Raw genomic sequence first — 25252 nt, forward strand, 5'->3', positions numbered from 1 at the left:
CCTCGGCCTGCACCGCTTCGCACGTCGCACCGCACTCAGAGGTAAAAAAAGCCCCCGTCACCGCAAGGTGGCGGGGGCTTAACTTTTCCCCAGTTGCTACGGTACTACGGCACTACACGGTACTACGCGGTCACGCACCCACCGGCTTGCCGTCCGTGCGGCGCACGACGATGGTCGACGAGCGCGGCGGCTTGGCGGCGTCCGGCCACTGGCCGGTCGGGTGCTGGATGTTGATGAAGCAGGTGGTCAGGTCCGGCGTGTAGGCGATGCCGGTGATCTCGCAACCGGTCGGCCCGGCCAGAAAGCGCTTCGACTGCCCGGTCGGCGAGATGTAGTACATGCTGTTGTTGCCGAAGGTGTTGGTGTACGTCGAGCTGGTGCTGGAGTCGGTCTGCACCCACAGGCGGCCCTTCGGGTCCACGCGCAGTCCGTCCGGGCTCGAGAACGTATCGCCGTTGATGTTGCCCTTCAGGTTGTCCGTGGCCAGCGACGGGTCGCCGGCCTGCAGCAGGATGCTCCAGGTGAAGGTGGTGGCCAGCGGCGAATCGCCGGCTTCCTTCCACTGGATGATGTGGCCATGCAGATTCTGCACGCGCGGGTTGGCGGCATCGGTCTGCTGGCGGCCGCTGTTGTTGGTCAGCGTGCAGTAGACGGTCTTGTCCAGGCCGACCGTGATCCATTCCGGGCGGTCCATCAGCGTGCCGCCGGCCACGCGCGCGGCCGCCTTGGTGTTGACCAGTACGTCGGCCTGCGTGGCGAAGTCGACCGGGGTCGGTGCCGGCGAGGTGGCAGACTGGGTCCAGTTGCCCGGATCCGAGGCGCCAACGGTCAGGCCGTTCTTGCCTTGCGTCAGCTCGACCCACTGGCCGCTGCCATCGGCGTTGAACTTGGCCACATACAGCGTGCCGCTGTCCAGCAGGTTGGCGTTGGCCGCGCGGTTGTCCGGATCGAACGCAGTGGCCGGGATGAACTTGTAGATGCAGCCCGGCGTGCCGTCGTCGCCCATGTAGAAGGCCACGTTGTTGCCGGCATCGGTCAGGAAGGCGACGTTTTCATGGTCGAAGCGGCCCATCGCGGTGCGCTTGACCGGCGCGCCGAGCGTGCCGTACGGATCGATTTCGACCACCCAGCCGTAGCCCTCCTCGTCCTGGGTCGGGTCGAGGTAGTTGTCCGTGCTTTCTTCGCAGGTCAGGTAGGTGCCCCACGGCGTATGGCCGCTCGAGCAGTTGTTGAGCATGCCGACCACGGTCGAGCCTACTGCCGAAGCGGCTGGGCCGTCCACGCGGTACAGCGTGTTGCCGGTGTAGCGCTTGTTGTAGATCGAGTCGCGCTTGACCTGCCACTTGCCGCTGGCGGCCAGCTCGACCTCGATCACCGAGATGCCGACTGCCGACAGCGCGATGCGCTTCTGCTCCGGCGTGGCGCTGCCCGCGGTGTAGGTGCCGCCGGCGAACAGGATGTTGTAGTCCGGCAGTTCGTGGTTGATGGCGAGCAGCCCGCCCTTCTGCGGATCGACGCCCGACAGCGCGAAGAAGTGCATGCCGTCATGGTTGCCGCCGGCCTGGCGCTCGGTTTCGGCCGAGGACTGGAAGGCGCCGGCATAGCCGGTGGCGCCGGCCTCGACCGGATCGCCAGCGGAGAACAGCACGTCGACGCTGTAGCCGTTCGGCACGACCACCGTGTCGGCGGTCGACTTGGCGATCGGCTCGAAGGTGACCTCATAGCTCGGCGTGACGCCGCCAGGTGCCGGGCCAGGGGCGGGCGCCGGGGTGGGCGCCGGCGCGGGCGCGGGATCGTCGCCGCCGCCGCAGGCGGCCAGCAGGCCGCTGCCGAAGGCGGAGAACAGCGACAGGCCCACGCCGCCGCGCAGCACCCGGCGGCGGGCCGGGTTGGCAGCAACAATGTCTTCCAGCCGCTGGCCGGGCACGTCAACATCAGGCTTGGCGGCACGGCCGGCGGCGCGCGCTTCGTCGGTCAGGTACGACATGGGCTTTCCTCTCTTTGTGGGTTTGTCATGCGCGCCGGCTACGATGTGATCCGGCGCGGTGGAAACCCCGCAATGTAGGGACTGCCCGTGGAAGTTTGATGACAGCTTGTCTGCCACATCAGAGTTGCAGCGTGCCAACGACAAACGGGCCGCGTGTGCGGCCCGTGTCACATGGATGTCGCAGGATTGTGCCTGCGCCTTCCGGCGTCAGCGCGTGGTGTGCAGCTGTGCCATCGCGCGTTCGGCATCGCCGCGCGCCAGCAGGCCCAGCGGATCGATGCTGCGGTCGATGGCCGCGTCGATCGCTTCCTGCTCCTCCTTGCGCGGCGGCTTGAGCACGAAGTTGACCACGTCTTCGCGGCCCGCCCCGGTTCCGCCGGGCGCATTGCGCGGATGGCCAACGCCGATGCGCAGGCGCCAGTAGTCCTGCGTGCTCAGGTGGGCCGAGATGTCCTTGAGGCCGTTGTGGCCGCCCGCGCCGCCGCCGCGCTTGAGCTTGACGGTGCCGGACGGCAGGTCCATCTCGTCATGGGCGACGACGATCTCGTCGGGCAGGATCTTGTAGAAGCGTGCCAGCGAGACCACGGCCAGCCCCGAGCGGTTCATGAAGGTCGAGGGCTTGAGCAGCCAGATGTCCTGGTCCCACAGCCGCGCGCGCGCGGCCAGCCCGTGGAAGCGGCCTTCCACGCGCGGGGTGGCGCCGCCCATGCGGGCAAGCTGGTCCACCAGCCAGAAGCCGGCGTTGTGACGGGTGGCCTCGTATTCCGCACCGGGATTGCCGAGGCCGACGATGAGCTTGATCATGCGATTGACTGAGTCGTTGGCGCGCAGGGCTGCGCCTCAGGCGCCAAGGATACCGAAAATCCAGCCAGGTGCCGGTTCGGCAGGGTCGAAAAAAAAACCGCCGCGAAGGGCGGCGGTTTTCTCAGTGGCGCGGCCCGGAAGCCGCGCCCGCTGCAGTTGCAGCTCAGGCAGCCGGCGTTTCGCCTTCGCCTTCGGCGCTTTCGGCGGCCGAAGCGGCGCCGGCCGGCAGCGAGATGCTGGCGATGGCGGGGTTGTCGTCACCGTGGGTGATGACGGTCACGCCCTTCGGCAGCTTCAGGTCGGCGAGGTGCAGGGTCTGGCCCAGTTCCATCGCGCCGACGTCCACTTCGATGAACTCGGGCAGGTCGGCCGGCAGGCACGACACTTCCAGGTCGTTGACGATGTGGTTGACCAGGCCGTGGCCCAGCTTCACGCCAGGAGCGGTTTCCTGGTTCATGAAGTGCAGGGGCACCTTGACGTGGATCTTGTCGGTGGCCGACACGCGCTGGAAATCGACGTGCAGCACCAGCGGCTTGAACGGGTGCATCTGGAATGCGCGCAGCAGGGCCTTTTCCGACTTGCCAGCGACTTCCAGGTCCAGGATCGACGAGTGGAACGCTTCCTTCTTCAGGGCGTGCCACAGCGCGTTGTGATCCAGTTCGATCATCTTCGGCTCGGCGGCGCCGCCGTAGATGATGCCGGGGGTCTTGCCCGAATTGCGCAGGCGGCGGCTCGCACCCGTACCCTGTACGCTACGCTCGAAAGCGACAACTTTCATGATGACTCCAGAAGTAAAGAAGGCCGTCCGCGACCAGACAGCCTCGTTGCGGCGCAAACAAGAGAATCCGCGCCGATCAAGTCACGTTGGCCGCCGCAAAACGGCGGCCAACGCAGTAAAGCCTTAAATTCTATCAGGAACCCGCAAACAGCGACATGATCGAGTCGCCCTTGACGATGCGGGTGAAGGTTTCGGCCAACAGCGGAGCGGTCGAGAGCTGGCGGATCTTGCCGCACTTGGCCGCTTCTTCCGACAGCGGGATGGTGTCGCACACCACCACTTCGTCCAGCGACGAGTCGGCGATGCGGGCGGCGGCGCCGCCGGACAGCACCGGGTGCGTACAGTACGCAAACACCTTCAGCGCGCCACGCTCCTTCAGCACCTGGGCGGCCTTGCACAGCGTGCCGCCGGTGTCGATCATGTCATCCATGATGACGCAGTTGCGGCCTTCGACTTCACCGATGATGTTCATCACCTCGGCCACGTTGGCCTTGGGACGACGCTTGTCGATGATCGCCAGGTCGCAGTTCAGTTCCTTGGCCAGCGCGCGCGCACGAACCACGCCGCCGACGTCCGGCGAGACCACCAGCAGGTCGCCGTAGTTCTTCTCGCGCAGGTCGCCCAGCAGGACCGGCGATGCGTAGATGTTGTCGACGGGAATATCGAAGAAGCCCTGGATCTGGTCGGCGTGCAGGTCCATCGTCAGCACGCGCTCGACGCCGGCGACTTCCAGCATGTTGGCCACGACCTTGGCCGAGATTGCCACGCGCGCCGAACGCGGGCGGCGGTCCTGGCGGGCATAGCCGAAGTAGGGCATGGCGGCGGTGATGCTGCGTGCCGAGGCGCGCTTGAGCGCGTCGACCATCACCATCAGCTCCATCAGGTTGTCGTTGGTCGGCGCGCAGGTGGACTGCAGCACGATGACGTGCTTGCCGCGAACGTTTTCCTGGATCTCAACCTGGACTTCACCGTCGGAGAAACGGCCAACCTGGGCCTTGCCTAGCGGAATGCCGAGGTGCTGTACGACAGCCTCCGCGAGTTTGGGGTTGGCGTTGCCGGTAAATACCATCAAGCCGTCGCTGCGCATTCGGGGCACCTGTCTTGCTGCTGGGGGAGCTTGGTGTCACCGGCGAAGCCGGTGACCTGGAAGATATCGTGTTCCGTTAGGACACTATAGGAAGTAATGGCAGGGGAAGAAGGATTCGAACCTTCGAATGCCGGAATCAAAATCCGGTGCCTTGACCAACTTGGCGACTCCCCTACACAACCGGGCCGTTCTTCGTGGTACCAACCTGCCGTACCGCGCCGAACGATAACTTGCTATGCGAACGCTGCGAGCGGGTGATGTGCCAGACTCCTCACACACCTGCCATCCCATTCGGGAGGCAACCTTTCCAAGACCTGCTGCGCTGTCTTTGCGTCAGGAAAACGCGCAAACACGCAGGCTCCGGAACCGGTCATCCTGGCATGCTGATTGTATTGCTTCAGCCATTCCAGGGCTCGGGCGACTTCGCCGAACTTCGCTGTTGCTATCGGTTCCAGGTCGTTGCGACCGAAATCGAATTTGTTTGTGCGAGCAGCGAAGACCGCAATTATGGAGACGGGCGTATCCCTTGTCAAGCGCGGGTCCGAAAAAATTTCAGACGTCGGCACATGTTGTTTCGGATGGATGACCACAAACCAGCTTTCCGGCAACTCCACCGGAGTCAGTTGCTCGCCCACGCCCTCGGCGAACGCGTTCCGGCCGAGCACGAACACCGGCACGTCCGCACCCAGCGCCAGGCCGATGCGCATCAGTTCTTCGCGCGCCAGGCCCAGGCCCCAGAGGTGGTTCAGTGCCAGCAGCGTGGTCGCGGCATCCGAGGAGCCGCCGCCGATGCCGCCGCCCATCGGCAGCACCTTGTCGATCTCGATATCGGCGCCGAATGAGGTGCCCGTAGCCGCTTGCAACGCGCGCGCGGCGCGCACGACGAGGTCGCTGTCGGCGGGCACGCCGGGCACGTCGGTGACACGCGCCACCACGCCATCGTCGCGCCGGCGGAAATGCAGCGTGTCGCACCAGTCGACCAGCTGGAACACGGTCTGCAGCGTGTGGTAGCCGTCGGCGCGGCGCCCGGTCACGTGCAGGAACAGGTTGAGCTTGGCGGGCGCGGGGCAGTCGCGCAGTTCGGGCGGCGGCAGTGCCGGGGTCCGGTCAGGGGTCATGGCGTCCGGGGGTCGATGACGAGCCGTACCGACAGCGGATTGCTGCCGGAGTCGCGCGCGAGGTCGATGCGGCGCGGCAACGCTGCGGTGGTGGTGGCGGTGGTGGCGGTGGTTGGGGGCTGCGTGTCCTGCCACGCGACGTAGCGCACGGTCCAGCCGTTCTGCGCCAGGGTCGACAGGCGCCCCTGCTCGTCGCGCGTGGTGCTCGCGGGGGAGCCCTGCGCGGCGCGGCCGTGCAGCCAGTCGCGCATGCCGGCCACCGGCAGGGCGAAGCCGAGCGCTTCTTCCATCAGCGTGTCGACCTCGGGCGCGTTGCGCGGCGGCTGGTTGGGCAGGTCCAGCGTGGCGCCGGACGGCGTGGCAGTGACCACCGCCAGCGTCTGGCCCAGCGGCGAGACCAGGTCGAGCCTTACGTTGCGGCCTTGCTCTTCCCAGCGGAAGCTGCCGGTCACGCCTTCGTCGCGGCCGTAGCGCTGGTAGTTGGCCGAGAAGCGGCCGGTGTATTGCCGGCTTGCGCTGGATTCGCCGGCATCGAAGTCGCGCGACGGTGCCACGGTGGCGCACGCCTGCAGCAGCAATGGGGCGCCCAGGCAAAGCAGTGCCAGGCGTCTGGTTCGATTCATGGGCATGGTCGTGGAGCGGCGGTGCGCGGCCGCCGGACTGACGGAAATCCCGTGCCGCGCCTGGCAACGCAAGCGCGCGGCAAGCGAGGGCACGGGATCAAGAGGTTGGTTACTTGGCCAGCTGCACGTCGAACTTGTACCTGCGCAGCGTATCGACCAGGGTTTCGTTCTCGGGATCGATGCGCATCGCCTCGGTCCAGGTCTTGCGCGCCTCCTCGTGCTCGCCGAGCTGCCACAGCACCTCGCCCAGGTGCGCGCCGATCTCGGCTTCGGGCGCCTTGGCGTAGGCGTTGCGCAGCAGGTCCGCAGCGGGGCGCAGCTCGCCCATGCGGAATTTGACCCAGGCCAGGCTGTCCATGATGTAGGGGTCGTCCGGGCCCAGCTCGGTGGCGCGTTCGAGCAGCATGCGCGCTTCCGGCAGCCGCTCGTTGCGATCGGCGAGCGAGTAGCCGAGCGCGTTGTAGCCCTGCTTCTGCTGCGGCTGCAGCGCGATCACGCGGCGCAGGCCTTTTTCCATGCTGTCGTAGCGCTTCTGGCGCTCGTCGAGCATGGCCAGCTCGTAGATCCAGTCGGCGTTTTCGGGCTCGGCGGCGATGCGGTCGTCGAGCAGCTTGCGCGCGCGGTCGTAGGCCCTGGTCTCCATCAGCGTGGCCACCTCGGCCTGGCGGATCGCCATGACGCGCTGCGCGCGCTGGCCCGGGTCGGGGATTTCCTCGGCATCGGCAAGCATCTCGCCGAACAGGGCCTGCGCATCGTCCAGCTTGCCCAGGCGTGCCAGCAGCTGCGCGCGCTTGGCGGTGGCCGCGGGCGCCAGGCGGATGTCCTCGATGCGGTCAAGCCACTGGATCGCGCCGGCATAGTCCTTACGTTCCTCGGCGATCTGCGCCAGGTACTGGTAGGCGATGTCGGGATTTGCCGTGGGTTGCTTCTCGACCAGCTGCAGGTACTCCTGCAGGTATTGCTCGGCTTCGCTGTAGTTCTTCGCCTGCAGGCTGGTCAGCCCCAGCGCCAGCGGCACGCGCGGATCGGTGGGCGCCACCTTGCGCAAGGTCTCGAACTCCTGCCGGGCCGCCTGCATGTCATTGCGCAGCAGGTACAGGCGTGCCAGCGTGATATGGCCGTTGACCGATTCGGGCGACTTGTCGAGGAAACGCTTGAGGATGGCGACGGCTTCGTCGGGCTCCTTTTCGGCGCGCAGCTCGGCGGCCATCAGCGCGGCAGGCTCATAGCCCGGGCGCAGCTTCAGCGCCTGGTCGAGCGCGGCCACCGCGCCCGGCTCGTCGCCGGCGACTTCGCGCGCGCGCGCCAGCGCCAGGTGGGTTTCCGCCAGCTTGGTATCGTTGCGCGTCAGTTCCTGCAGCAGCGTGGCTGCGCCGGCCGGATCGCTGGTGCGCGACAGTTGCTGCTGCATCTGCAGGATGGCGTCGCCGCGGTGGCTGGCGGGTACAGCGGCCAGCTGCTGCTGCAGCAGCGGGCGGGCATCGTCCCAGCGCCCGTTCAGCACCAGCAGCGTCGACAGGACCTGCGCAGCGGCGGGCGAATTGGGCGAGATTTCACGCCACAGCCGCGCCGCGTCCAGCGCCTGCTGCGGGATGCGCGCGTTGAAGGCGATCTCGGTGGCGCGCTGCGCGAAGCGCGGGTCGCGGGTCTGCCGCGCCAGTTCGAGGTAGGTGCGGTAGGCTGGCCCGACCAGGCCGCGCTGCATGGAAATCTCGGCCGCCAGCACCATATAGACGATGTCGTCGGTCAGCTCCAGCGACGGCAGCTGGCTGCGTGCCGACTTGCCGGTGCTGCCGGCGGGGCGCGCGTCGTCGGAGGCGGCGACCTGCATCGGCGCAAGCTGCGGCAGCGGCACGTCGCCGCCCGGAGGTGCCGCACACGCGGCGCTGGCCAGGGCGAGCAGTGCCGCGGCGCCCAGCGCACGTGCGTGGCGGCGGGTCTGGGCAAAGGCTCCCACGGCGCCCGTTGTGCGCGAAGATGCGCACTCGCGCCCGGGGATGCCGCACTTGGAGGCTTGCAATGTGGCGTCCGGCATCAGGTCCGGCGTCAGGTCCAACTTCAGGTCCGACATGTATCGAGTGCTCCGGCGCGCGCTGGCGAAGGAATGGATAAAGGCATTGTAGCCTGCCGCTACAATGCGCTGCTTGGCGCGCTGGCCCATGGCCAGCAAGGCCGGCAGGAGTTTGGAGCGGTAACCAACGGAGAGGTTCGATGCCTGAATTGCCCGAGGTCGAAGTGACCCGGCGCGGCTTGCTGCCGCATGTGGTGGGGCGGCGTATTGAAGCGGTGACGGTGCGCCACCGCGGGCTGCGCTGGCCGGTCGAGCCGGGCCTTGAAGCTTGCCTGGCGCGGCGCGTGGTGCGCCGGATCGAACGCCGCGGCAAGTACCTGCTGCTCGAATGTGTCAGCGACGATGCCGCCGCACCGGCCGGCTGGCTGCTGGTGCATCTCGGCATGACCGGCACGCTGAGGGTGTTGCCGCACGCGCCGCCGCCTGGTGCCCACGACCACCTGGACATTGTGCTGGCCGCTGGTGCCGAGGGCCCGGTGGTGCTGCGCTTGCGCGATCCGCGCCGTTTTGGCGCGGTACTGTGGACCACGCTGCCCGAGCACGAACTGCCATCCCACCCGCTGCTGCGCACGCTCGGCATCGAGCCCTTCGATGCTGCCTTCGACGGCGCCTGGCTGCACCGCCACACGCGCGGGCGCAGTGCCGCCATCAAGACCGTCTTGCTGGCCGGCGGCATCGTGGTCGGGGTCGGCAATATCTACGCGTCGGAAAGCCTGTTCCGCGCCGGCATCCGGCCGACCACGCCGGCCGGCCGCCTCAGCCGCGCGCGTTGCGACCGGCTGGCGCAGGCGGTGCGCGAGACACTGGCGCAGGCGATCGAGCGCGGCGGCAGCACACTGCGCGATTTCGTCGGCAGCGACGGCGCCAGCGGCTACTTCCAGCTCGATTGTTTTGTCTACGACCGGGCCGGCCAGCCATGCCGCATCTGCGCCACGCCCGTGCGCCAGATCGTGCAGGGCCAGCGCTCCACCTTCTACTGCCCGAACTGCCAGCACTGACCGGCGGCCGCCATTGCGATGCGCCGTGTGCCGCACAATGCGCGCCGGCTGCAGTTGTCGATGGCTCGGCGCAACACTCTGCGCGCACACCCTTCGCAAGGGACGCGAATTCCACAAAACCGCCGTGGAAACCTGTATCGTGTGCGCAGTTATAAAAAGTTACAAAAATGGAACAGATTGGCTCGCCCGAGGACTGCGGCGGGCCGGCAATGCGGGAACACGGGCACGCCTCCGCCGGCGGCGGCCCCGAGGCAAAAAACCGAGTCAGCCGAACAGCTCCATGACAACGCTCGCCCACCAATTCGAACAATACGGCGCCTGGAGAACGGGGGTCCTCCAGTCCCTGGCAGAATTCCAGTCGTGGCTGCAGCAGCACGACCTGTACGACGCGCAGGCCGACGACCGCGTGCAGCGCATCCAGAGCGTGCTGCGCAGCGACCGGCTCAAGGTCGCCTTCATTGCGGAGTTCTCGCGCGGCAAGAGCGAACTGATCAATGCGATCTTCTTTGCCGACTACGGGCGCCGTATCCTGCCGTCGTCGGCGGGCCGCACCACCATGTGCCCGACCGAGCTGCGCTACGACGAGGCGGAGCCCCCCTGCATCCGGCTGCTGCCGATCGAAACCAGGCTTCAGGACGCCTCGACTGCGGATTTCCTCGAGGCCGGCCCGTCGGCGCACTGGCATACGGTGCCGCTGGACCCGTCCTCGCCCGAGGGCATGCTCGAGGCCTTCCAGCACGTGGTCCAGACCGTGCGCGTGCCGCCGCAGCAAGCCGAGGCGCTGGGCCTCTACCACGAGAGCGACCCCGATGCCGCCTACGCGGTCGATGCCGAGGGCATGGTCGAGATCTCGCGCTGGCGTCATGCGGTGATCAATTTCCCGCATCCGCTGCTGCGCCAGGGGCTGGTGATCCTCGACACGCCGGGGCTGAACGCGATCGGCACCGAGCCCGAACTGACGCTGCGCCTGATCCCCGACGCACACGTCGTGGTGTTCGTGCTGGCCGCCGATGCCGGCGTGACCAGAAGCGACCTGGAACTGTGGCGCACTCACGTGGACGCCGGCCACCGGCGCGGCTGCCTGGCCGTGCTCAACAAGATCGACGGGCTGTGGGACCCGCTGCGCCAGCCGTCCGAGATCGCCGGCGAGATCGCGCGGCAGGTCTCGGGTACGGCGCAGGTGCTGGGCATCGAGCAGGCGCGTGTCTATCCGGTGTCGGCGCAGAAGGGCCTGGTGGCCAAGGTCAAGCACGACGACGCGCTGCTGGCGCGCAGCGGCCTGCCCGAGTTCGAGCATGTGCTGTCCGACCAGCTGATCCCGCGGCGGCGCGACATCGTCTCCGACCAGGTCCACCGCCAGGCGCAGGACATGGCGCGGGCCGCGCAGCAGCTGCTGCAGAGCCGCCGCCGCGATATCGTCGAGCAACTGTTCGAGCTGCGCGGGCTGCGCGGCAAGAACCACGCGATGGTCAAGCACATGCTGATGCGCGTGCAGGGCGAGAAGGAAGAGTTCGAGCAGAGCATCAGCAAGTTCCAGGCGCTGCGGCTGGTGTTCGGCCGCCACAGCGCCGACATCATCAAGAGCCTGCAGCTGCGCGACGTGCGCCTGACCATGCGTACCGCGCGCGAGCAGATGAAGGAACGCTTCTTCTCGCGCGGCCTGCGCGAGGACATGGATGCGCTGTTCGCCCAGCTCGCCGCGCTGGTGACCGATGCCGACAACAAGATCGGCCAGCTGCACCAGCTGATCGAAAGCATGTACCGGCGCTTCAACGCCGAGCATGGCTTCACGCTGCCCGCGCCGATGCAGTTCACCGCCGGGCGCTACGTGGCCGAGCTGCAGGAAACCTTGCGGCTGGTGCATGCGCACTTCGGCACGGTCAGCATGCTGACGCGCTCGCGGCCGCAGCTGGTGCAGAGCGCCTTCAGCACCATGGCCAGCCGCGTGCTGGAGAACTTCCGCGATCTGAACCGCGATATCGAGGTGTGGCTCAAGTCGGTGATGACGCCGCTGGAGGCGCAGGTGCGCGAGCACCAGAAGCAGCTGCGCCGGCGCGTCGATTCGATCGAGCGCATCCACGAAGCGACCGATACGCTGGAAAGCCGTATTGCACAGCTCGAGGAAGTGCTGAACGGGCTGGATGAGCGCAGCGGGAAGATCGAGGGGTTTGCGCAGCGGTTGCTGCGGCCGGCGGCCGGGGCGGAGCAGGCGAGCCTGGCGGTGGCGTGACGGGAAGCGGCTGACGGTAAGTGTTTTTCCGGGCCGGTATATCATGTAGCGCCGCGCATAGCGGCGTTTTTTTTTCTGACAACGTTCGCACGCTGCTGGTTTGCTCCCCTCTCCCGCGCGCGCGGGAGAGGGGAGCACCACAAGCGGTGCTGAGACGTCCGCAGCCAACACCAGCCCCCACACCACAAGCCGTACCTCATGCCCCGCAAGTCCGCCCCCCGAGCCACCGCAGCCATCCCCGACGACATCCACGTGCCCCCCGATTTCGGCGCACGGGTCGTCAACTGGCAACGCGTCCACGGCCGGCACGACCTGCCGTGGCAGAACACGCGCGACGCCTACCGCATCTGGCTGTCGGAAATCATGCTGCAGCAGACCCAGGTCAGCGCGGTGATCGAGTATTTCCAGCGCTTTGTCGCCACCTTGCCGACGGTGCAGGCATTGGCTGCCGCGCCTGCCGACCAGGTGATGGCGCTGTGGGCCGGCCTCGGCTACTACTCGCGCGCACGCAACCTGCACCGCTGCGCCATGCAGGTGGTCAGCGAGCACGGCGGCGTTTTCCCGACCGATCCCGCGGTACTGGCAACGCTGCCCGGCATCGGCCGCTCGACCGCAGCGGCAATCGCCGCCTTCAGCGCCGGCGTGCGCTCGCCGATTCTCGACGGCAACGTCAAGCGCGTGTTTGCGCGCTGCTTCGGCATCCATGGCCATCCTGGCGAGCGCGCGGTGGAAACGCGCATGTGGCAGCTGGCCGGGATCGCGCTGCCCGCAGCGGGCCCGCGCCAGGCCGAAGACATGGTCGCCTATACGCAAGGGCTGATGGACCTGGGCGCGACGGTCTGCTCGCGCGGCAAGCCCGCGTGCCTGGCCGATGCCGGCGCGTGCCCGCTGTCCGCCGACTGCGTGGCGCGCCGCGACGGGTTGACCGGCGTGCTGCCCACGCCAAAGCCGCGCGCCGCGATCCCCGAGCGCAGCACGGTGATGCTGATGGTGCGGCGCGAGCGTGAAGTGTTGTTGCGGCTGCGTCCCGGCAGCGGCATCTGGGGCGGGCTGTGGAGCCTGCCCGAGATGCCTGTCGACACCGTGCCCTTCGATGCGGAAGCCGCCGAAGCCGCCGCGCTCGACTACGCCCGCGCCTATGGCGCACCCGTGCGCGCCGCGATGGCGGGCGAACTGACCCATGTCTTCACGCACTTCCGCCTGTTGATCCGCGCGATCCGCGTCGATGTGGGCGCAGGTGACCTGATGGTGCAGGATAGTGCCGCTGAAGCCGCCACGGAAGCGGCGCAGCGCTGGCTTTCGCTCGACGATCTCGATGCGCTGGGCACGCCCGCGCCGGTGCGCAGGCTGCTGGAGGACCAGGCCCGCGGCGGCCTGTTCTGAAAGGCGGCCGCGGCGCCGCTCAGACGATGTGGTTCTGCCGCATATAACGGTGCACGATCTCGATGCGCATGCCCGCATCGGGCAGCGCCATCAGCATCTGCTTGGCTTTCAGCGGCGCCGGCAGCAGTTCGCACAGCCGGTTGGCGACCCAGCTGGGATCGTCCCACAGGTAAGGCTCGTCGAACGGCATCCGGTCGGGCTGCTCTGCATGCAGCCGCGTGACGATCCGGCGCAGGGCGTCCAGGCATTCGCCAAGCAGTTCGAGCTTGCAGTCGATGATATCGGCGGGCAGTACTTGGGCACGCGCCACCAGCAGGCCATCGTCGCGGGTCTCGTGGCTGATGATCTGGAAACGCTCGCGCCCGCGGGCGCGGATCAGCAGCACGCCGAGCTGCTCCATGTTGCAGTCGACGATTTCGGCGAGGCAGCCGACCGTTTCCGGCACGGTGGCCTTGCCGGGCCGCGCCACTTCTTCGCCGCTCTCGATCAGGCAGGCGCCGAACGGCGTGCTGTCGCGCAGGCAGTTGCGCACCATGTCGACATAGCGCGCCTCGAACACGCGCAGCGGCAGCCGGCCGCCGGGAAAGAGCACGGTGTGCAGCGGGAACAGCGGGAGGTTGTCTAGCGTCTGCGGCCCGGGGTCGGACCCGGCGGACGAGGTGGGGCGGTAAAGGTCGGTGGAAGACATGCGGTGCCAGCGTGCATAAGTGGATGCAGGGGGATGCCAGAATGCAGCAACGGCGCGCCGCCGGACCGTACGCCGCGCCGCCGATGCCCGCAGGCATGCACGCTTGGCGTCAGCCCGCCGGCGCGAGCTCTCGGTGTCTCACCAGCACATTACCATGCGCGCGGAAATAGTTGGCGAGCCTTTCCGCAATATAGACCGAGCGATGCTGGCCGCCGGTACAGCCGATGGCGACGGTCAGGTAGCTGCGGTTGTCGGCGATGAAACTCGGCAGCCACTTTTCCACATAGGCGCGGATGTCCTCGGCCATCGCCAGCACCATCGGCTGCGCCTGCAGGAAATCGATCACCGGCGTGTCGCGCCCGGTCAGCGGGCGCAGCGCCAGGTCGTAATAGGGATTGGGCAGCGAGCGCACGTCGAACACCATGTCGGCGTCGCTGGGCACACCGTGCTTGAAGCCGAAGGACTCGAACAGCAGCGTCAGGCGCTCGCTGTCGTTGCGGATCAGCTCCTTGATCCAGCTGCGCAGCGTATTGGTGCGCACATTGCTGGTGTCGATGCGGTGCGCGGCCTCGGCCAGCGGGCTCAGCAGCTCGCGCTCCATTTCGATCGCTTCCATCAGCGCGGTGTCGTTGAAGGCCGGCTCGCCGCCGGGGCTTACCACGCCACCATCGGTGCGGATCGACAGCGGATGGCGCCGGCGCGTCTCGGAGTAGCGCTGCACCAGCGCGTCCGTGCTGGCCGTCAGGAACAGCACCTCGACCTGGTGCTCGCCGGCGAGCGTGCGCACGGTATCGGGCAACTGGTCGAGCGACTCGCGGCTGCGGATGTCGGTGGCAATGCCCAGGTGCGTATAGCCCTGGCTGGAGAGGTAGCGGGCCAGGTCCGGGATGAACTGCGCCGGCAGGTTGTCCACGCAGTAGTACCCCGCATCTTCGAGGACGTTCAGTGCGACGGACTTGCCGGAACCGGAAATGCCGGTGATGAGGATGATGCGCATAGCAACTGAAGCATAGCATCACGTGATGGTCGCGTCATGACAGCGGGATGACTGCGGCCCCGGAAACAACGATGGCGAACCTCGCGGTTCGCCATGCCGTGGTTGGCTCGGGGGAAAGACGTGCCTCAGGCCGACTTCGACAGGCACTCCTTCATGTACGCCTTGTATTCGTCGCCCTTCTTGCCCTTGCCTTCCTTGCTGCAAGCGGCCATCTTTTCCTGCTGGGTCCTGGGCGTCGCGTCCGGCTTGGCCGACAGGCATTGCTTCATGAACGCCTTGCGCTCGTCCCCCTTCTTGTCGCCGGCCTGCGTATTGCAGGTCTTCATCTTTTCCTGCTGCGCGGTGGGAGCTTTGTCCTTGGCGGGCGCTGCCGGCGCCGACGCCGACTGGGCGAAGGCCACGGATGCCAGCAGCGGGGTGACCAGCGCGCACATCGCGATCAGTTTCTTCATGCTTGCTCTCCTTGGTGTGGAAAACATCACGGCCGCACGGTGTCAGGGCTGGCGGCGGCCTTGTCATGGGCTCGATGCCCATTACAGCACAAAACGGCAGACTGGACGCTGGCGTTGACGGCGGGGGAAGCCGCCGTTGTAAGCAATTGAAAACGCGTGCGCGGGCAACCAGCCCGCTCAGAGCAGGCGGCCCTGGCCGCGCGAGACCGCATCGGCCTGCATCGCGGCGCGCTGGCGGTCCATGAAGTCACGCAGCGTGTCGATGCCGCGCAGGCGCAGGATGGTATTGCGCACCGCGGCCTCGACCAGCACGGCGAGGTTGCGGCCGGCCGCCACCTGGATCTTGACCATGTGGATCGGCAGGCCCAGCACGTCGAGGTATTGCGAATCGAGCGGCAGGCGCTCGAACTCGCCGTCGTTGCGGCGCACCAGCTGCACCACCAGCTTGATCTTCATTTTCCGGCGCACCGCGGTCTCGCCGAAGATGGTCTTGATGTCGAGCAGGCCCAGGCCGCGCACTTCGAGCAGGTTCTGCAGCAGCGGCGGGCAGCGGCCCTCGATAAAGTCCGGCCCCAGGCGCACGAAGTCAACCGCGTCGTCAGCCACCAGGCCGTGGCCGCGCGAGATCAGTTCGAGGCCCAGTTCGCTCTTGCCCAGGCCCGATTCGCCCATGATCAGCACACCCATGCCGAGGATGTCGAGGAATACCCCGTGCATGGTCACGCGCGGCGCGGAAATGCGCGACAGATACAGGCGCAGGTGGTCGATCACCGCGGCCGACGACACCGGCGTGGTGAACAGCGGCGTGGAAGAGCGCGTGCAGCGCAGCTCCAGGTCCGGCGGCGGCTCCATGCCGTCGGCCACCACCAGGAAAGGCGGCTCCAGCAGGATCAGCTCGCCCATCTGGCGCTTGCGGATATCGTCGTCCAGCCGCTGATAGTAGGTGATCTCGGGCTTGCCGAGTACCTGGATGCGGTTGGGGTGGATCAGGTTCAGGTGGCCCACCAGGTCCGCGGCGGAGGTGGCTTCGCGGGCGAATTCGACGTCGAAGGCGCGGTCCGCACCTTCCAGGCCGGCCACCCACGAGAGTTTGAGGTCGGCTGCGTTGTCGTCGAAGATGGACTGGGAGGTGACGCCGGTGAGTTCCATGCGGGTATGACGTGTGGGGCGGTGTGCCAGGCGCTGCGCCTGTCCGGTCTGTGCCGGCCCGTTCAGGACGATCGGTGAATCAGGGATGCCATTCGGTCAGCAGCTGGTGCACGGCTTCGGAAGTGGGCAAGGTCGCCAGCCCTTCGCGCATGTCGCGGTCCGACAGCAGCTGCGCGATCTCGGACAGGATTTCCAGGTGCTGCTGCGTGGCCTGTTCCGGCACCAGCAGGAAAATCAGCAGCGACACGGGCTTGCCATCGGGCGATTCGAACGGGATCGGCTCGGCCAGGCGCATGAAGGCGGCCAGCGGCTGCTTCAGGCCCTTGATGCGGCCATGCGGGATCGCCACGCCGGCGCCGAGTCCGGTGGAGCCCAGCGACTCGCGCGCGAACAGGTTGTCGGTCACGGTGGCGCGCGCCACGCCATGGTTGTTCTCGAAGAGGAGCCCGGCCTGCTCGAACACACGCTTCTTGCTGGTGACGCTGACGTCGAGGGTGATGTTGCCGGGTGGCAGCAATTTGGCCAAACGATTCATGGGCGATGCGCAGGATTTCAGTTAGCGGGCGGATCCGCCGTTCCGCGGGGCAGTGTGTGGCTCGGAGGCTGCCGGTCGCCGGCAATGCCGAGGCGTCCGGCCATTATAGAGCAGCGGCCTCCCTGTGATTGTGCAGCGCAGCGCCGCCCCGGTTGGCGTCCGCACCTTAACCGGGCGCGGGCGGGATGCGGCTCTGCATGTATGGCGCAGCATACACCCTGCCGCGGCCGTTGCGAACACTCCGTCTCAAACGGGTGACGAGCCTTTGCTCGGGCGCCACAGGCGCAAAAAAGCCGCGCTATGCGCGGCTTGCCTTGTTCAGTCTTGATTCAGCGGCCCTCTGCGGGGCCACCGGGCACGCTCATTGCTGCATCTGCGCTGCGGCCATCTGGTACTTGACCGCTTCGCGGTCGTGGCCTTGCACGCGGTCCTTGTAGCGCAGTACCTGACGGTCCAGCTTGTCGACTAGTGCGTCGATCGCCGCATACAGGTCTTCATGATGCGCTTCAACGAAGATGTCCTTGCCCCTGAGATGTAGATTGATTTCCGCATATTGCCGCCTGTCCTTTTCCTTGTGATTGTCGACAGAGAGCAGCACGCTAACGCCAATGACCTGATCGAAATGCCTGACGATTCGCTCCAGCTTCGTTTCCACGTACTCACGCAACGGCGGCGTGATGTCAAGGTGGTGTCCACTGATCTTGAAGTTCATAGCGCTTCTCCTTCTGAAAGAGCCTCACCAGGCAGGCGGTGGGCTCGGCTACAAAGACTTGCGGAGATTCACTGCGGGGATCTTCAGGGCTTCGCGATATTTGGCAACGGTGCGACGTGCGACAACGAAGCCTTGCTCACCCAGCAGTTCGGCGATGCGACTGTCGGAAAGGGGATTCCTCGGGTCTTCGGCTCCTATCAGTTGCTTGATCAAGGCGCGGATGGCCGTTGATGAAGCCGCGCCACCGGTTTCGGTGGACACGTGGCTGCCGAAGAAGTACTTCAGTTCGAAAGTACCCATCGGCGTTGCCATGTATTTATTGGTCGTCACCCGGGAGATGGTTGACTCGTGTAATCCCAGTGTATCGGCAATCTCCCGCAAAACCAAGGGGCGCATGGCGATTTCGCCGTGCGTGAAAAAGTTCTTTTGACGCTCGACAATGGCCTGTGAGACACGCAGGATCGTGTCGAACCTTTGCTGGATATTCTTGATCAGCCAGCGTGCTTCCTGCAGTTTCTGCTGCAGGCCCGCGGTACCCGACTCGCCTTTCGCGCCGCGCAGGATCTGCGCGTACATGTCGTTGATGCGCAGCCTCGGCATCACATCCGGATTGAGCTGCGCGATCCAGCCGCTGCCGCTCTTGCGCACGAACACATCGGGCACCACAAAGTCGGCTTCGGGGCGGCTGTAGGCGTGGCCCGGATAGGGCGCCAGCGAGCGGATCAGTTCGTGAGCGGCCTTGAGTGCAGGCTCGTCTACCTGCAGGGCTTTTTTCAGGCGCGTGTAGTCGCGCACCGCCAGCAGCTCGAGGTGGTTGTGCACGATGTTCAGCGCCAGTTCGCGCTGCGGGTGCTGCAGCCGGCGCAATTGCAGGCCCAGGCACTCGGCCGCGTTGCGCGCGCCCACGCCCGGCGGGTCGAAGCTTTGCAGCAGCGTTAGCATCGCCTGCAATTCCTCGATCTCGAACTCGAGTTCTTCCGGCAGTTCGGCGCAGATCTCTTCGAGCGTTGCACCGAGGTAGCCGTCGTCGTCGAGCGATTCGATCAGGAAGATGGCCAGGCCCTTGTCGCGCACCGAGATCTTCAGCGGCGTGAGCTGTTCCATCAGGTATTCGCGCAGCGTGGGCTCGGCTTCGCGCAGCTGCATCGGCGTCTTCTCGTCTTCGTCGCCTTGCGGGCGGCGCGCGAAGTCGTCCAGGCTCCAGTCGCCGCCATAGTCTTCGCCGCCATTGCTGTCGCCGTAGCTGTCGTCGTCGGCCGCGCCATCGCTGCGTGCCTCGCCGTTGCCTTGCGGTTCGGCGGGTGCCGGCGCCGGCGCGCTCTGCACGTTGACCGAACCATCGGCGGCCACGCGCAGCGGGCTTTCGATCCAGTCGTTCTCGCGTTCGAGCAGGGGGTTTTCCGTGAGCGCCTGTTCGACTTCCTGCTGCAATTCCAGCGTTGAAAGCTGCAACAGCCTGATCGACTGCTGCAGTTGCGGTGTCAGTGCCAGGTGCTGGGAGAGGCGGAGCTGTAGCGACGGTTTCATGCGACCTATTTTATGCGCATCTTTCCGTCGTTGGAACGGAAATTGCTATCGATGTCGCGGCTTGATCGACGCCGGCAGTGGGCTGGCCCATATCGAGATCATGGGGCCGAAAGCGGGGAGAATCAATGGCCTGCCGCTGCGGGCAGGCGGGTACATCACATGCGGAAGTTTTCGCCCAGGTAGACGCGCCGCACCGATTCGTTGGCGATGATCTCTTCGGGCTGCCCGGCGGCCAGCACGGTGCCTTCGCTGATGATGTACGCGTGGTCGCAGATGCCAAGCGTTTCGCGCACGTTGTGGTCGGTGATCAGCACGCCGATGTTGCGCGCCTTCAGGAAGCTGACGATGCGCTGGATCTCGCCCACTGCGATCGGGTCCACGCCGGCGAACGGTTCATCCAGCAGGATGAAGCGCGGCGACGAGGCCAGCGCGCGCGCGATTTCCACGCGGCGGCGTTCGCCGCCGGACAGCGACAGCGCGGGGTTGTTGCGCAGGTGCGCAATCTGCAGGTCGTCGAGCAGCGCGTCGAGCCTGCGGTCGATCTCGGCCTTGGCCAGCGGTTTGCCGTTTTCCACCTGCAGCTCCAGCACGGCGCGGATGTTTTCCTCGACGTTGAGCTTGCGGAAGACCGATGCTTCCTGCGGCAGGTAGGACAGGCCCATGCGCGCGCGCTCGTGGATCGGCAGGCCGCTGATGTGGTCGCCGTCGAGCACGATATCGCCCTCGTCCAGGTTCACCAGCCCCACGATCATGTAGAACGAGGTGGTCTTGCCCGCGCCGTTGGGGCCGAGCAGGCCGACCACTTCGCCGCTCTTTACGTCCAGCGAGACATCCTTGACCACGGTGCGCGAGCCGTAGCGCTTCTTCAGGTGGCGCACGACCAGCGTGCTGCCGCCTTCGAGGACGGCCGTGGCTTGGACGGAGGGCTTTTCGGCGATGGTGGCGGTATCGGTCATTGGCACAGTCTGGCGTTCAGCGTTTCAGGCGAGGCAGCGAGCCCCCGCCCGGCGTCAGGGTTTGTTGGCGGGCGCGGGCGCCGGCTTCAGGTCCAGCGGCGAGCCGCTGGCCGAACCCTGCGCATTCGGGTCCTGCCGCGGCGACAGCACCGCGCGCACGCGGCCCGACGGATTGGCGGCCGAGGTGTTGTCGCCGCCGCCGGCAGCCGTGTAGAACTCCTTGCGGCTGTCGTAGGTCAGCACCGCGCCGCGGATCTCGTCGAGCATCTTGGCGCCCTGCAGGCGCGCCATGCGCGCATGGCCGATCAGCTTGGACAGCTCCTGCTTGCCGTCGTATTCGATGCGGTCGCCCCAGCCGTCGATGTACTCGTCGACGCCTTCGCGCTTCTGGCGGATATAGGCCTGCTTGCCCGGCTTGGAGGTGGCCACCGCGAACTGGTAGCCCTCGGGGTCGGTGCGCAGTTCGGCCGCATCCGACTTCAGGATCATCGTGCCCTTGGTCAGCACCACGTTGCCGGTCAGCGTATAGATCTGCTTGACGTCGTCGTAGCTGGCGTTGTCGGCCTCCAGCACCATCGGCTTGTCGCGGTCCGCGCGCTCGGCCAGCGCGGGCTGGGCCAGCAGCAGGCCGAAGGCCATGGCCGCGGCGAGCAGGGCCGGGGCGGCGTGTCGACGGGACGAAGTCGTCAGGGAAGCAGTCATGTTGGCAGCAGTGGCTAGAGGGCGTGGTGGTGCGGGTTATGCAGATCGGGCGGGTCGTGCGGGACGGGCAGGGCGCGCGGCGGCATGGCCGTTGCCGGCCGGGCGGCCGCGCGGACCGGGTCAGGGCCCCGGCGTACGGCCAGGGGATGGCCCGGTGACGATGGTGCCGCGAACGTTGCCGAGCAATTGTACTTCGCGGGTGACGTTGTTGAAGATCAGCCCGTTCGCGGTCATCACCGAGGGGCCGCGCGTCAGCTTCACCGGCTTGTCGGTCTTGACGATGTCGTCGTTGACCAGCAGCTGGAAATAGCTCGACGCGGCGGTCAGCTGCGGATCCTTGGACGGGTCGGCGCCTTGCTGGCGCAGGATATGACCGTTGCCGTACAGGTCGATCACAGAGCCTTCCGCATTCATGCGGCCCAGGTCGGCGCGTGCCGTCACCGGCGGCCTGTCCGGTTCGTAGGCGCGCAGTGCGGGGCGCGTGACCTCGTAGGTCTGGTCGTCCTCGAAGTGGACCATGCGCTCGCCCGTGAAGCGGATCTTGGTGCTGCCGTCCTGCGCCAGTTCCGTGGCCGAGAAGCGGTCCATGAAATAGTCCGGCTCGTGCTTCTTGGCCGCCTGCGTGTCCTGGCTTTCCCTGGGCGAGTTGATCTGCACCAGCCAGAAGGTGCTGCCGGCGACGATGGCCATCAGCAGCAGCGGCAGCAGCCGCATGACGATGCCACTGAGGGAGGCGATGAGTGCCTGCATGGTGTGCTTGTCGGTGTGCTTGTCGGTGCTTCTCGCGCCCCGTTCAGATAACCTTGGCGCGGGTCAGGTCGTGGATATGCAGCGCGCCGGCCAGGCGGCCGTCGTCGTCGACCACCAGCAACTGGTTGATGCGGTTGGCTTCCATGACCTGCACCGCCTCGACGGCGAGCTGGTTCTGGTTGACCACATGCGGGTTGCGGTGCATGACCTCGCCGATGGGAACGGTCTTCCAGTCGCGCGGGGTTTCCAGCAGGCGGCGCAGGTCGCCGTCGGTGAAGACGCCGATGGCATGGCCGTCGGGATCGACCACCGCGGTCATGGCCATGCCCTTGCGCGTGATTTCCATCAGCGCCTGGGCCAGCGGGGTGTTCTCGCGGACACTGGGGACTGCATTGCCGGTGCGCATGACGTCGTGCACATGGGTCAGCAGCTTGCGGCCGAGTGCGCCGCCCGGGTGCGAGCGGGCGAAGTCTTCCTCGCCGAAGCCGCGCGCGTCCAGCACCGCCACCGCCAGCGCATCGCCCAGCGCCAGCGCGGCGGTGGTGCTGGCCGTCGGTGCCAGGTTGAGCGGGCAGGCTTCCTTTTCCACGCCCGCGTCCAGGTGCGCGTCGGCCAGCTTGGCGAGGTTCGACTCAGGATTGCCGGTGACCGAGATCAGCCGCGCGCCGATGCGCTTGACGATCGGGATGATCGACAGCAGCTCGCCGGTCTCGCCGGAATTGGAGAAGGCGATCAGCACGTCGTCGCGCGTGACCATGCCCAGGTCGCCGTGGCTGGCCTCGGCCGGATGCACGAAGAACGCCGGGGTGCCGGTGGAGGCCAGCGTGGCCGCCACCTTGCGCCCGATATGGCCGGACTTGCCGATGCCGGAGACCACCACGCGCCCGCTGCATTGCAGGATCATCTGCACGGCGCGGGCAAAGTCGTCGGTCAGGCGGCCGGAAAGTGCGGAAACCGCATCGGCTTCGGTCTGGAGTGTGTCGCGGGCGAGCCGGAGTGCTCGATCCGCATCGAAATTGGCTATCATGGCGTCGAAGTATACCAACGAATGCGCTGGCGTCCGGGGCCGCCTCCAACTGCCCACGCGCCTGCCGCACTCACCGCGCCTGCCACGTTTCCCGGTCTGGTGCCCGTGCCGGGTCGGGCGCGCACCAGACCGCTCACCAGACCGCTCACCAGGCCGCTCACCCGACCATCCTGATGCATTCACCGCTGGAACTGACCCTGGTGCTGCTGGCCGCTGCCGTCTTCGGCGTGGTCGTTTTCCGCATGCTGCAGCTGCCGCCGATGCTTGGCTACCTCGCCGTTGGCATCCTGATCGGCCCGCATGCGCTGGGGCTGGCCAGCGACACCGCGCAGACCAAGTACCTGGCCGAGTTCGGCGTGGTGTTCCTGATGTTCTCGATCGGGCTGGAGTTCAGCCTGAGCAAGCTGCGCTCAATGAAGCGCCTGGTGTTCGGGCTGGGCGGCTCGCAGGTGGTGCTGTCGATGCTGTCGGTGGTGCCGGTCAGCTGGGCCTTCAACTGGCTGTTCCCGCTGTCGTGGCAGGCCTCGGTGGCGCTGGGCGGGGCGCTGGCGATGTCGTCCACGGCGATCGTCTCCAAGATGCTGTCCGAGCGCATGGAGCTGGAGAGCGAGCACGGCCGCAACATCATCAGCATCCTGCTGTTCCAGGACCTGGCGGTGGTGCCGCTGCTGATCGTGATCCCGGCGCTGTCGCGCGACCCCGGCGACCTGGTGGTGGCGCTGGGGCTGGCCACGGTCAAGATCGTGGTGGCGCTGGGCGCGATCTTCTTTCTCGGCCAGCGCCTGATGAGCCGCTGGTTCCACATCGTGGCGGCGCGCCGTTCGCAGGAACTGTTCATGCTGAACCTGCTGCTGGTGACGCTGGGCATGGCGGCGCTGACCGAGCGGCTGGGACTGTCGATGGCGCTGGGCGCGTTCCTGGCCGGCATGCTGATCTCCGAGACGCCGTACCGGCACCAGGTGGAAGAAGACATCAAGCCGTTCCGCGACGTGCTGCTGGGGCTGTTCTTCGTCACCATCGGCATGCTGCTCAATATCCGCGTGGTGCTGGACCACCTGTGGCTGGTGCTGGCGCTGCTGGTGGTGCCGATCCTGTTCAAGCTGGTGCTGATCGCGGTGCTGGCGCGGGTGTTCGGCTCGCGCCAGGGGGTGGCGATCCGTACCGGCCTGGGGCTGGCGCAGGCCGGCGAATTCGGCTTCGTGCTGCTGAACCAGATCGACGGCCTGAACCTGGTCGACCCGGTGCTGATCCAGGTGATCCTGGCCTCGATGCTGCTGTCGATGCTGGCCGCCCCGTTCCTGATCCAGTACAGCGACGCCATCGTGCTGCGTTTTGCCGCCAACGAATGGCTGATGCAGTCGCTGAACATGACCCGCATCGCCGCGCAGAGCCTGCAGACGGAAAAGCACGCCATCATCTGCGGCTTCGGCCGCAGCGGGCAGAACCTGGCGCACATGATGGAGCGCGAGGGCATCACCTATGTCGCGCTCGACCTCGATCCCGACCGCGTGCGCGAAGCCGCTGCCGCCGGCGACACCGTGGTCTACGGCGACGCCGGCCGGCGCGAGGCGCTGATCGCCGCCGGCATCCACCGCGCCGCGGCGCTGATCGTCACCTACGCCAACACGCCGTCGGCGCTCAAGGTGCTGCACCACGTGCAGGAACTGGCGCCGGCGCTGCCGGTGATCGTGCGCACCGTCGACGATTCGGAGCTGGACATCCTGCAAAAGGCCGGCGCCACCGAGGTGGTGCCCGAGATCATCGAGGGCAGCCTGATGCTGGCCTCGCACGCGCTGGTGCTGCTGGGCGTGCCGATGCGCCATGTGCTGCGCGGCGTGCAGGAGGCGCGCGACGCGCGCTACAGCCTGCTGCGCGGCTACTTCCACGGCAGCGACGACGATGAAGACATGGTCGAGCGCGATTCGGTGCGGCTGCATTCCGTGTCGCTGGGGCCGCAGTCCACCGCGGTCGGGCGGCGCCTGGGCATGCTCGGCCTGGAGCGGATCGGCGTGGAAGTGACCGCGGTGCGCCGGCGCGGCATCCGCGCCTTCGATCCGGAGCCCGAGACCGTGCTGGAACCGGGCGATATCGTCGTGCTGCGTGGCCAGCCGGAAGCATTGGAAGCCGCCGAGATGCGGATCCTGAACGGCTAGCCGCCGGGTCGGGGCAGCAGCCGGAGCATCAGTCGGGGTATCGATCAGTGGGAGTGGGAGAGCGCCTGCCGTGGGCGCGCTTCCACCCAGGACTCCGGCAGGTCGTTCAGCACCGCGCGCGCGTCCAGCGAGCGGATCGGCACCGACTGGTCCGCCGGGATCCGGCCCTCGCCCTGCAGCTTCAGGTAGCGCAGGCAGCACACCCGCAGGAAGGAGGAGAAGTTGCCCGCTACCGCTTCGCTGCCGCGGTGGGCGGTCAGCTCGTCATGCAGGCGCGTAATCAGCTGGTTGACGGTCATGCCGTCGCGCGTGGCCAGTTCTTCCAGCACTTCCCAGAACAGGCTCTCCAGGCGGATGCTGGTGGCCACGCCATGCAGCCGCAGCGACCGCGCCTGGGTCTGGTACGAGGCCGGGTTGGCGCGGATAAAGATCTCACACATCGAAGCTCTCCGTGCTGCGCCGCGAGCGGCGCGCGGGTGCATGCGGCGCCGCTCCGTGATGGCGCGGCGCCGCGTGGCGGAAGGC

At 67.0% G+C, this 25252-nt stretch carries 23 protein-coding genes and 1 tRNA gene; 4 read left to right on the top strand and 20 right to left on the bottom strand.

All coding sequences use genetic code 11. From position 1 onward, the window contains the following. Nucleotides 1-130: 130 nt before the first annotated feature. From JTE92_RS13820 to JTE92_RS13855, 8 genes are all read right to left on the bottom strand, one after another. Nucleotides 131-1987, bottom strand: coding sequence for a PhoX family protein (locus tag JTE92_RS13820; RefSeq protein WP_063236670.1), 1857 nt, complete (start codon nucleotides 1985-1987; stop codon nucleotides 131-133). A gap of 207 nt (nucleotides 1988-2194) precedes the next feature. Continuing rightward, nucleotides 2195-2791, bottom strand: a complete 597-nt coding sequence (pth, locus tag JTE92_RS13825) for an aminoacyl-tRNA hydrolase (protein WP_063236671.1) — start codon at nucleotides 2789-2791, stop codon at nucleotides 2195-2197. Between the two features lie 163 nt (nucleotides 2792-2954). Then, nucleotides 2955-3569, bottom strand: a complete 615-nt coding sequence (locus JTE92_RS13830) for a 50S ribosomal protein L25/general stress protein Ctc (protein WP_063236672.1) — start codon at nucleotides 3567-3569, stop codon at nucleotides 2955-2957. A gap of 133 nt (nucleotides 3570-3702) precedes the next feature. Then, nucleotides 3703-4656: a ribose-phosphate pyrophosphokinase gene (locus tag JTE92_RS13835; RefSeq protein WP_063236673.1), complete on the bottom strand. Its 954-nt coding sequence runs from the start codon at nucleotides 4654-4656 to the stop codon at nucleotides 3703-3705. A gap of 97 nt (nucleotides 4657-4753) precedes the next feature. Continuing rightward, a tRNA-Gln gene (locus JTE92_RS13840) sits at nucleotides 4754-4830 on the bottom strand. A 59-nt stretch (nucleotides 4831-4889) separates the two neighbouring features. Next, nucleotides 4890-5774, bottom strand: coding sequence for a 4-(cytidine 5'-diphospho)-2-C-methyl-D-erythritol kinase (ispE, locus tag JTE92_RS13845; RefSeq protein ID WP_063236674.1), 885 nt, complete (start codon nucleotides 5772-5774; stop codon nucleotides 4890-4892). After that, nucleotides 5771-6397 (bottom strand): outer membrane lipoprotein LolB, encoded by a 627-nt coding sequence (locus JTE92_RS13850; RefSeq protein ID WP_063236675.1) that lies wholly within the window; start codon nucleotides 6395-6397, stop codon nucleotides 5771-5773. Before JTE92_RS13850 ends, ispE begins: the two co-directional genes overlap by 4 nt. A gap of 109 nt (nucleotides 6398-6506) precedes the next feature. After that, complete coding sequence (locus JTE92_RS13855) at nucleotides 6507-8468, bottom strand: tetratricopeptide repeat protein (RefSeq protein WP_239477829.1); 1962 nt, start codon at nucleotides 8466-8468, stop codon at nucleotides 6507-6509. 140 nt (nucleotides 8469-8608) lie between these two features. Between JTE92_RS13855 and mutM the strand changes: the two genes are divergently transcribed. The 3 genes from mutM (at nucleotide 8609) to mutY (ending at nucleotide 13079) form a co-directional block, all read left to right on the top strand. Further along, the gene (gene mutM / locus JTE92_RS13860) at nucleotides 8609-9466 is read left to right on the top strand and encodes a bifunctional DNA-formamidopyrimidine glycosylase/DNA-(apurinic or apyrimidinic site) lyase (protein WP_063236676.1); all 858 of its coding nucleotides are present in this window, start codon (nucleotides 8609-8611) and stop codon (nucleotides 9464-9466) included. Between the two features lie 280 nt (nucleotides 9467-9746). Then, nucleotides 9747-11696, top strand: a complete 1950-nt coding sequence (locus tag JTE92_RS13865; protein WP_063236677.1) for a dynamin family protein — start codon at nucleotides 9747-9749, stop codon at nucleotides 11694-11696. 198 nt (nucleotides 11697-11894) lie between these two features. Next, entirely contained in the window at nucleotides 11895-13079 is a 1185-nt protein-coding gene (gene mutY / locus JTE92_RS13870; protein ID WP_063236678.1) for an A/G-specific adenine glycosylase, read from the top strand. A gap of 19 nt (nucleotides 13080-13098) precedes the next feature. On the opposite strand, the gene JTE92_RS13875 is transcribed toward mutY, so the two are convergent. The 11 genes from JTE92_RS13875 to JTE92_RS13925 all read right to left on the bottom strand — a co-directional run bounded on the left by JTE92_RS13875 (nucleotide 13099) and on the right by JTE92_RS13925 (nucleotide 22574). Further along, entirely contained in the window at nucleotides 13099-13767 is a 669-nt protein-coding gene (locus JTE92_RS13875) for an LON peptidase substrate-binding domain-containing protein (RefSeq protein WP_063236679.1), read from the bottom strand. A gap of 109 nt (nucleotides 13768-13876) precedes the next feature. Beyond that, nucleotides 13877-14764, bottom strand: a complete 888-nt coding sequence (rapZ, locus tag JTE92_RS13880; protein WP_063236680.1) for an RNase adapter RapZ — start codon at nucleotides 14762-14764, stop codon at nucleotides 13877-13879. Between the two features lie 125 nt (nucleotides 14765-14889). Beyond that, nucleotides 14890-15216, bottom strand: coding sequence for a PsiF family protein (locus JTE92_RS13885; protein WP_063236681.1), 327 nt, complete (start codon nucleotides 15214-15216; stop codon nucleotides 14890-14892). A gap of 177 nt (nucleotides 15217-15393) precedes the next feature. Then, nucleotides 15394-16365 (bottom strand): HPr(Ser) kinase/phosphatase, encoded by a 972-nt coding sequence (hprK, locus tag JTE92_RS13890; protein WP_063236682.1) that lies wholly within the window; start codon nucleotides 16363-16365, stop codon nucleotides 15394-15396. Between the two features lie 79 nt (nucleotides 16366-16444). Then, nucleotides 16445-16900, bottom strand: coding sequence for a PTS IIA-like nitrogen regulatory protein PtsN (gene ptsN, locus JTE92_RS13895; RefSeq protein ID WP_029046777.1), 456 nt, complete (start codon nucleotides 16898-16900; stop codon nucleotides 16445-16447). Between the two features lie 361 nt (nucleotides 16901-17261). Continuing rightward, on the bottom strand, nucleotides 17262-17612 hold the full coding sequence (hpf, locus tag JTE92_RS13900) for a ribosome hibernation-promoting factor, HPF/YfiA family (protein ID WP_029046778.1): 351 nt from the start codon (nucleotides 17610-17612) through the stop codon (nucleotides 17262-17264). Between the two features lie 48 nt (nucleotides 17613-17660). After that, nucleotides 17661-19139 (bottom strand): RNA polymerase factor sigma-54, encoded by a 1479-nt coding sequence (locus JTE92_RS13905; protein ID WP_063236683.1) that lies wholly within the window; start codon nucleotides 19137-19139, stop codon nucleotides 17661-17663. Nucleotides 19140-19294: 155 nt separating this feature from the next. Further along, nucleotides 19295-20095, bottom strand: coding sequence for an LPS export ABC transporter ATP-binding protein (gene lptB, locus JTE92_RS13910; RefSeq protein WP_063236684.1), 801 nt, complete (start codon nucleotides 20093-20095; stop codon nucleotides 19295-19297). 54 nt (nucleotides 20096-20149) lie between these two features. Further along, complete coding sequence (lptA, locus tag JTE92_RS13915; protein WP_063236685.1) at nucleotides 20150-20797, bottom strand: lipopolysaccharide transport periplasmic protein LptA; 648 nt, start codon at nucleotides 20795-20797, stop codon at nucleotides 20150-20152. A 120-nt stretch (nucleotides 20798-20917) separates the two neighbouring features. Next, nucleotides 20918-21547, bottom strand: a complete 630-nt coding sequence (lptC, locus tag JTE92_RS13920) for an LPS export ABC transporter periplasmic protein LptC (protein WP_063236686.1) — start codon at nucleotides 21545-21547, stop codon at nucleotides 20918-20920. 43 nt (nucleotides 21548-21590) lie between these two features. After that, on the bottom strand, nucleotides 21591-22574 hold the full coding sequence (locus JTE92_RS13925) for a KpsF/GutQ family sugar-phosphate isomerase (RefSeq protein WP_063236752.1): 984 nt from the start codon (nucleotides 22572-22574) through the stop codon (nucleotides 21591-21593). A 173-nt stretch (nucleotides 22575-22747) separates the two neighbouring features. On the opposite strand from JTE92_RS13925, the gene JTE92_RS13930 reads away from it, so the two are divergent. After that, nucleotides 22748-24727 carry a monovalent cation:proton antiporter family protein gene (locus JTE92_RS13930; RefSeq protein WP_063236687.1) on the top strand — a complete coding sequence of 660 codons (1980 nt, stop codon included), beginning with the start codon at nucleotides 22748-22750 and terminating at the stop codon, nucleotides 24725-24727. A 44-nt stretch (nucleotides 24728-24771) separates the two neighbouring features. On the opposite strand, the gene JTE92_RS13935 is transcribed toward JTE92_RS13930, so the two are convergent. Continuing rightward, a complete protein-coding gene (locus JTE92_RS13935; RefSeq protein WP_063236688.1) occupies nucleotides 24772-25167 on the bottom strand; it encodes a ribbon-helix-helix domain-containing protein in 396 nt (131 codons plus the stop codon). Nucleotides 25168-25252 lie beyond the last annotated feature (85 nt).

This window comes from Cupriavidus oxalaticus, assembly GCF_016894385.1.
GTDB classification, from domain to species: Bacteria; Pseudomonadota; Gammaproteobacteria; order Burkholderiales; family Burkholderiaceae; genus Cupriavidus; species Cupriavidus oxalaticus.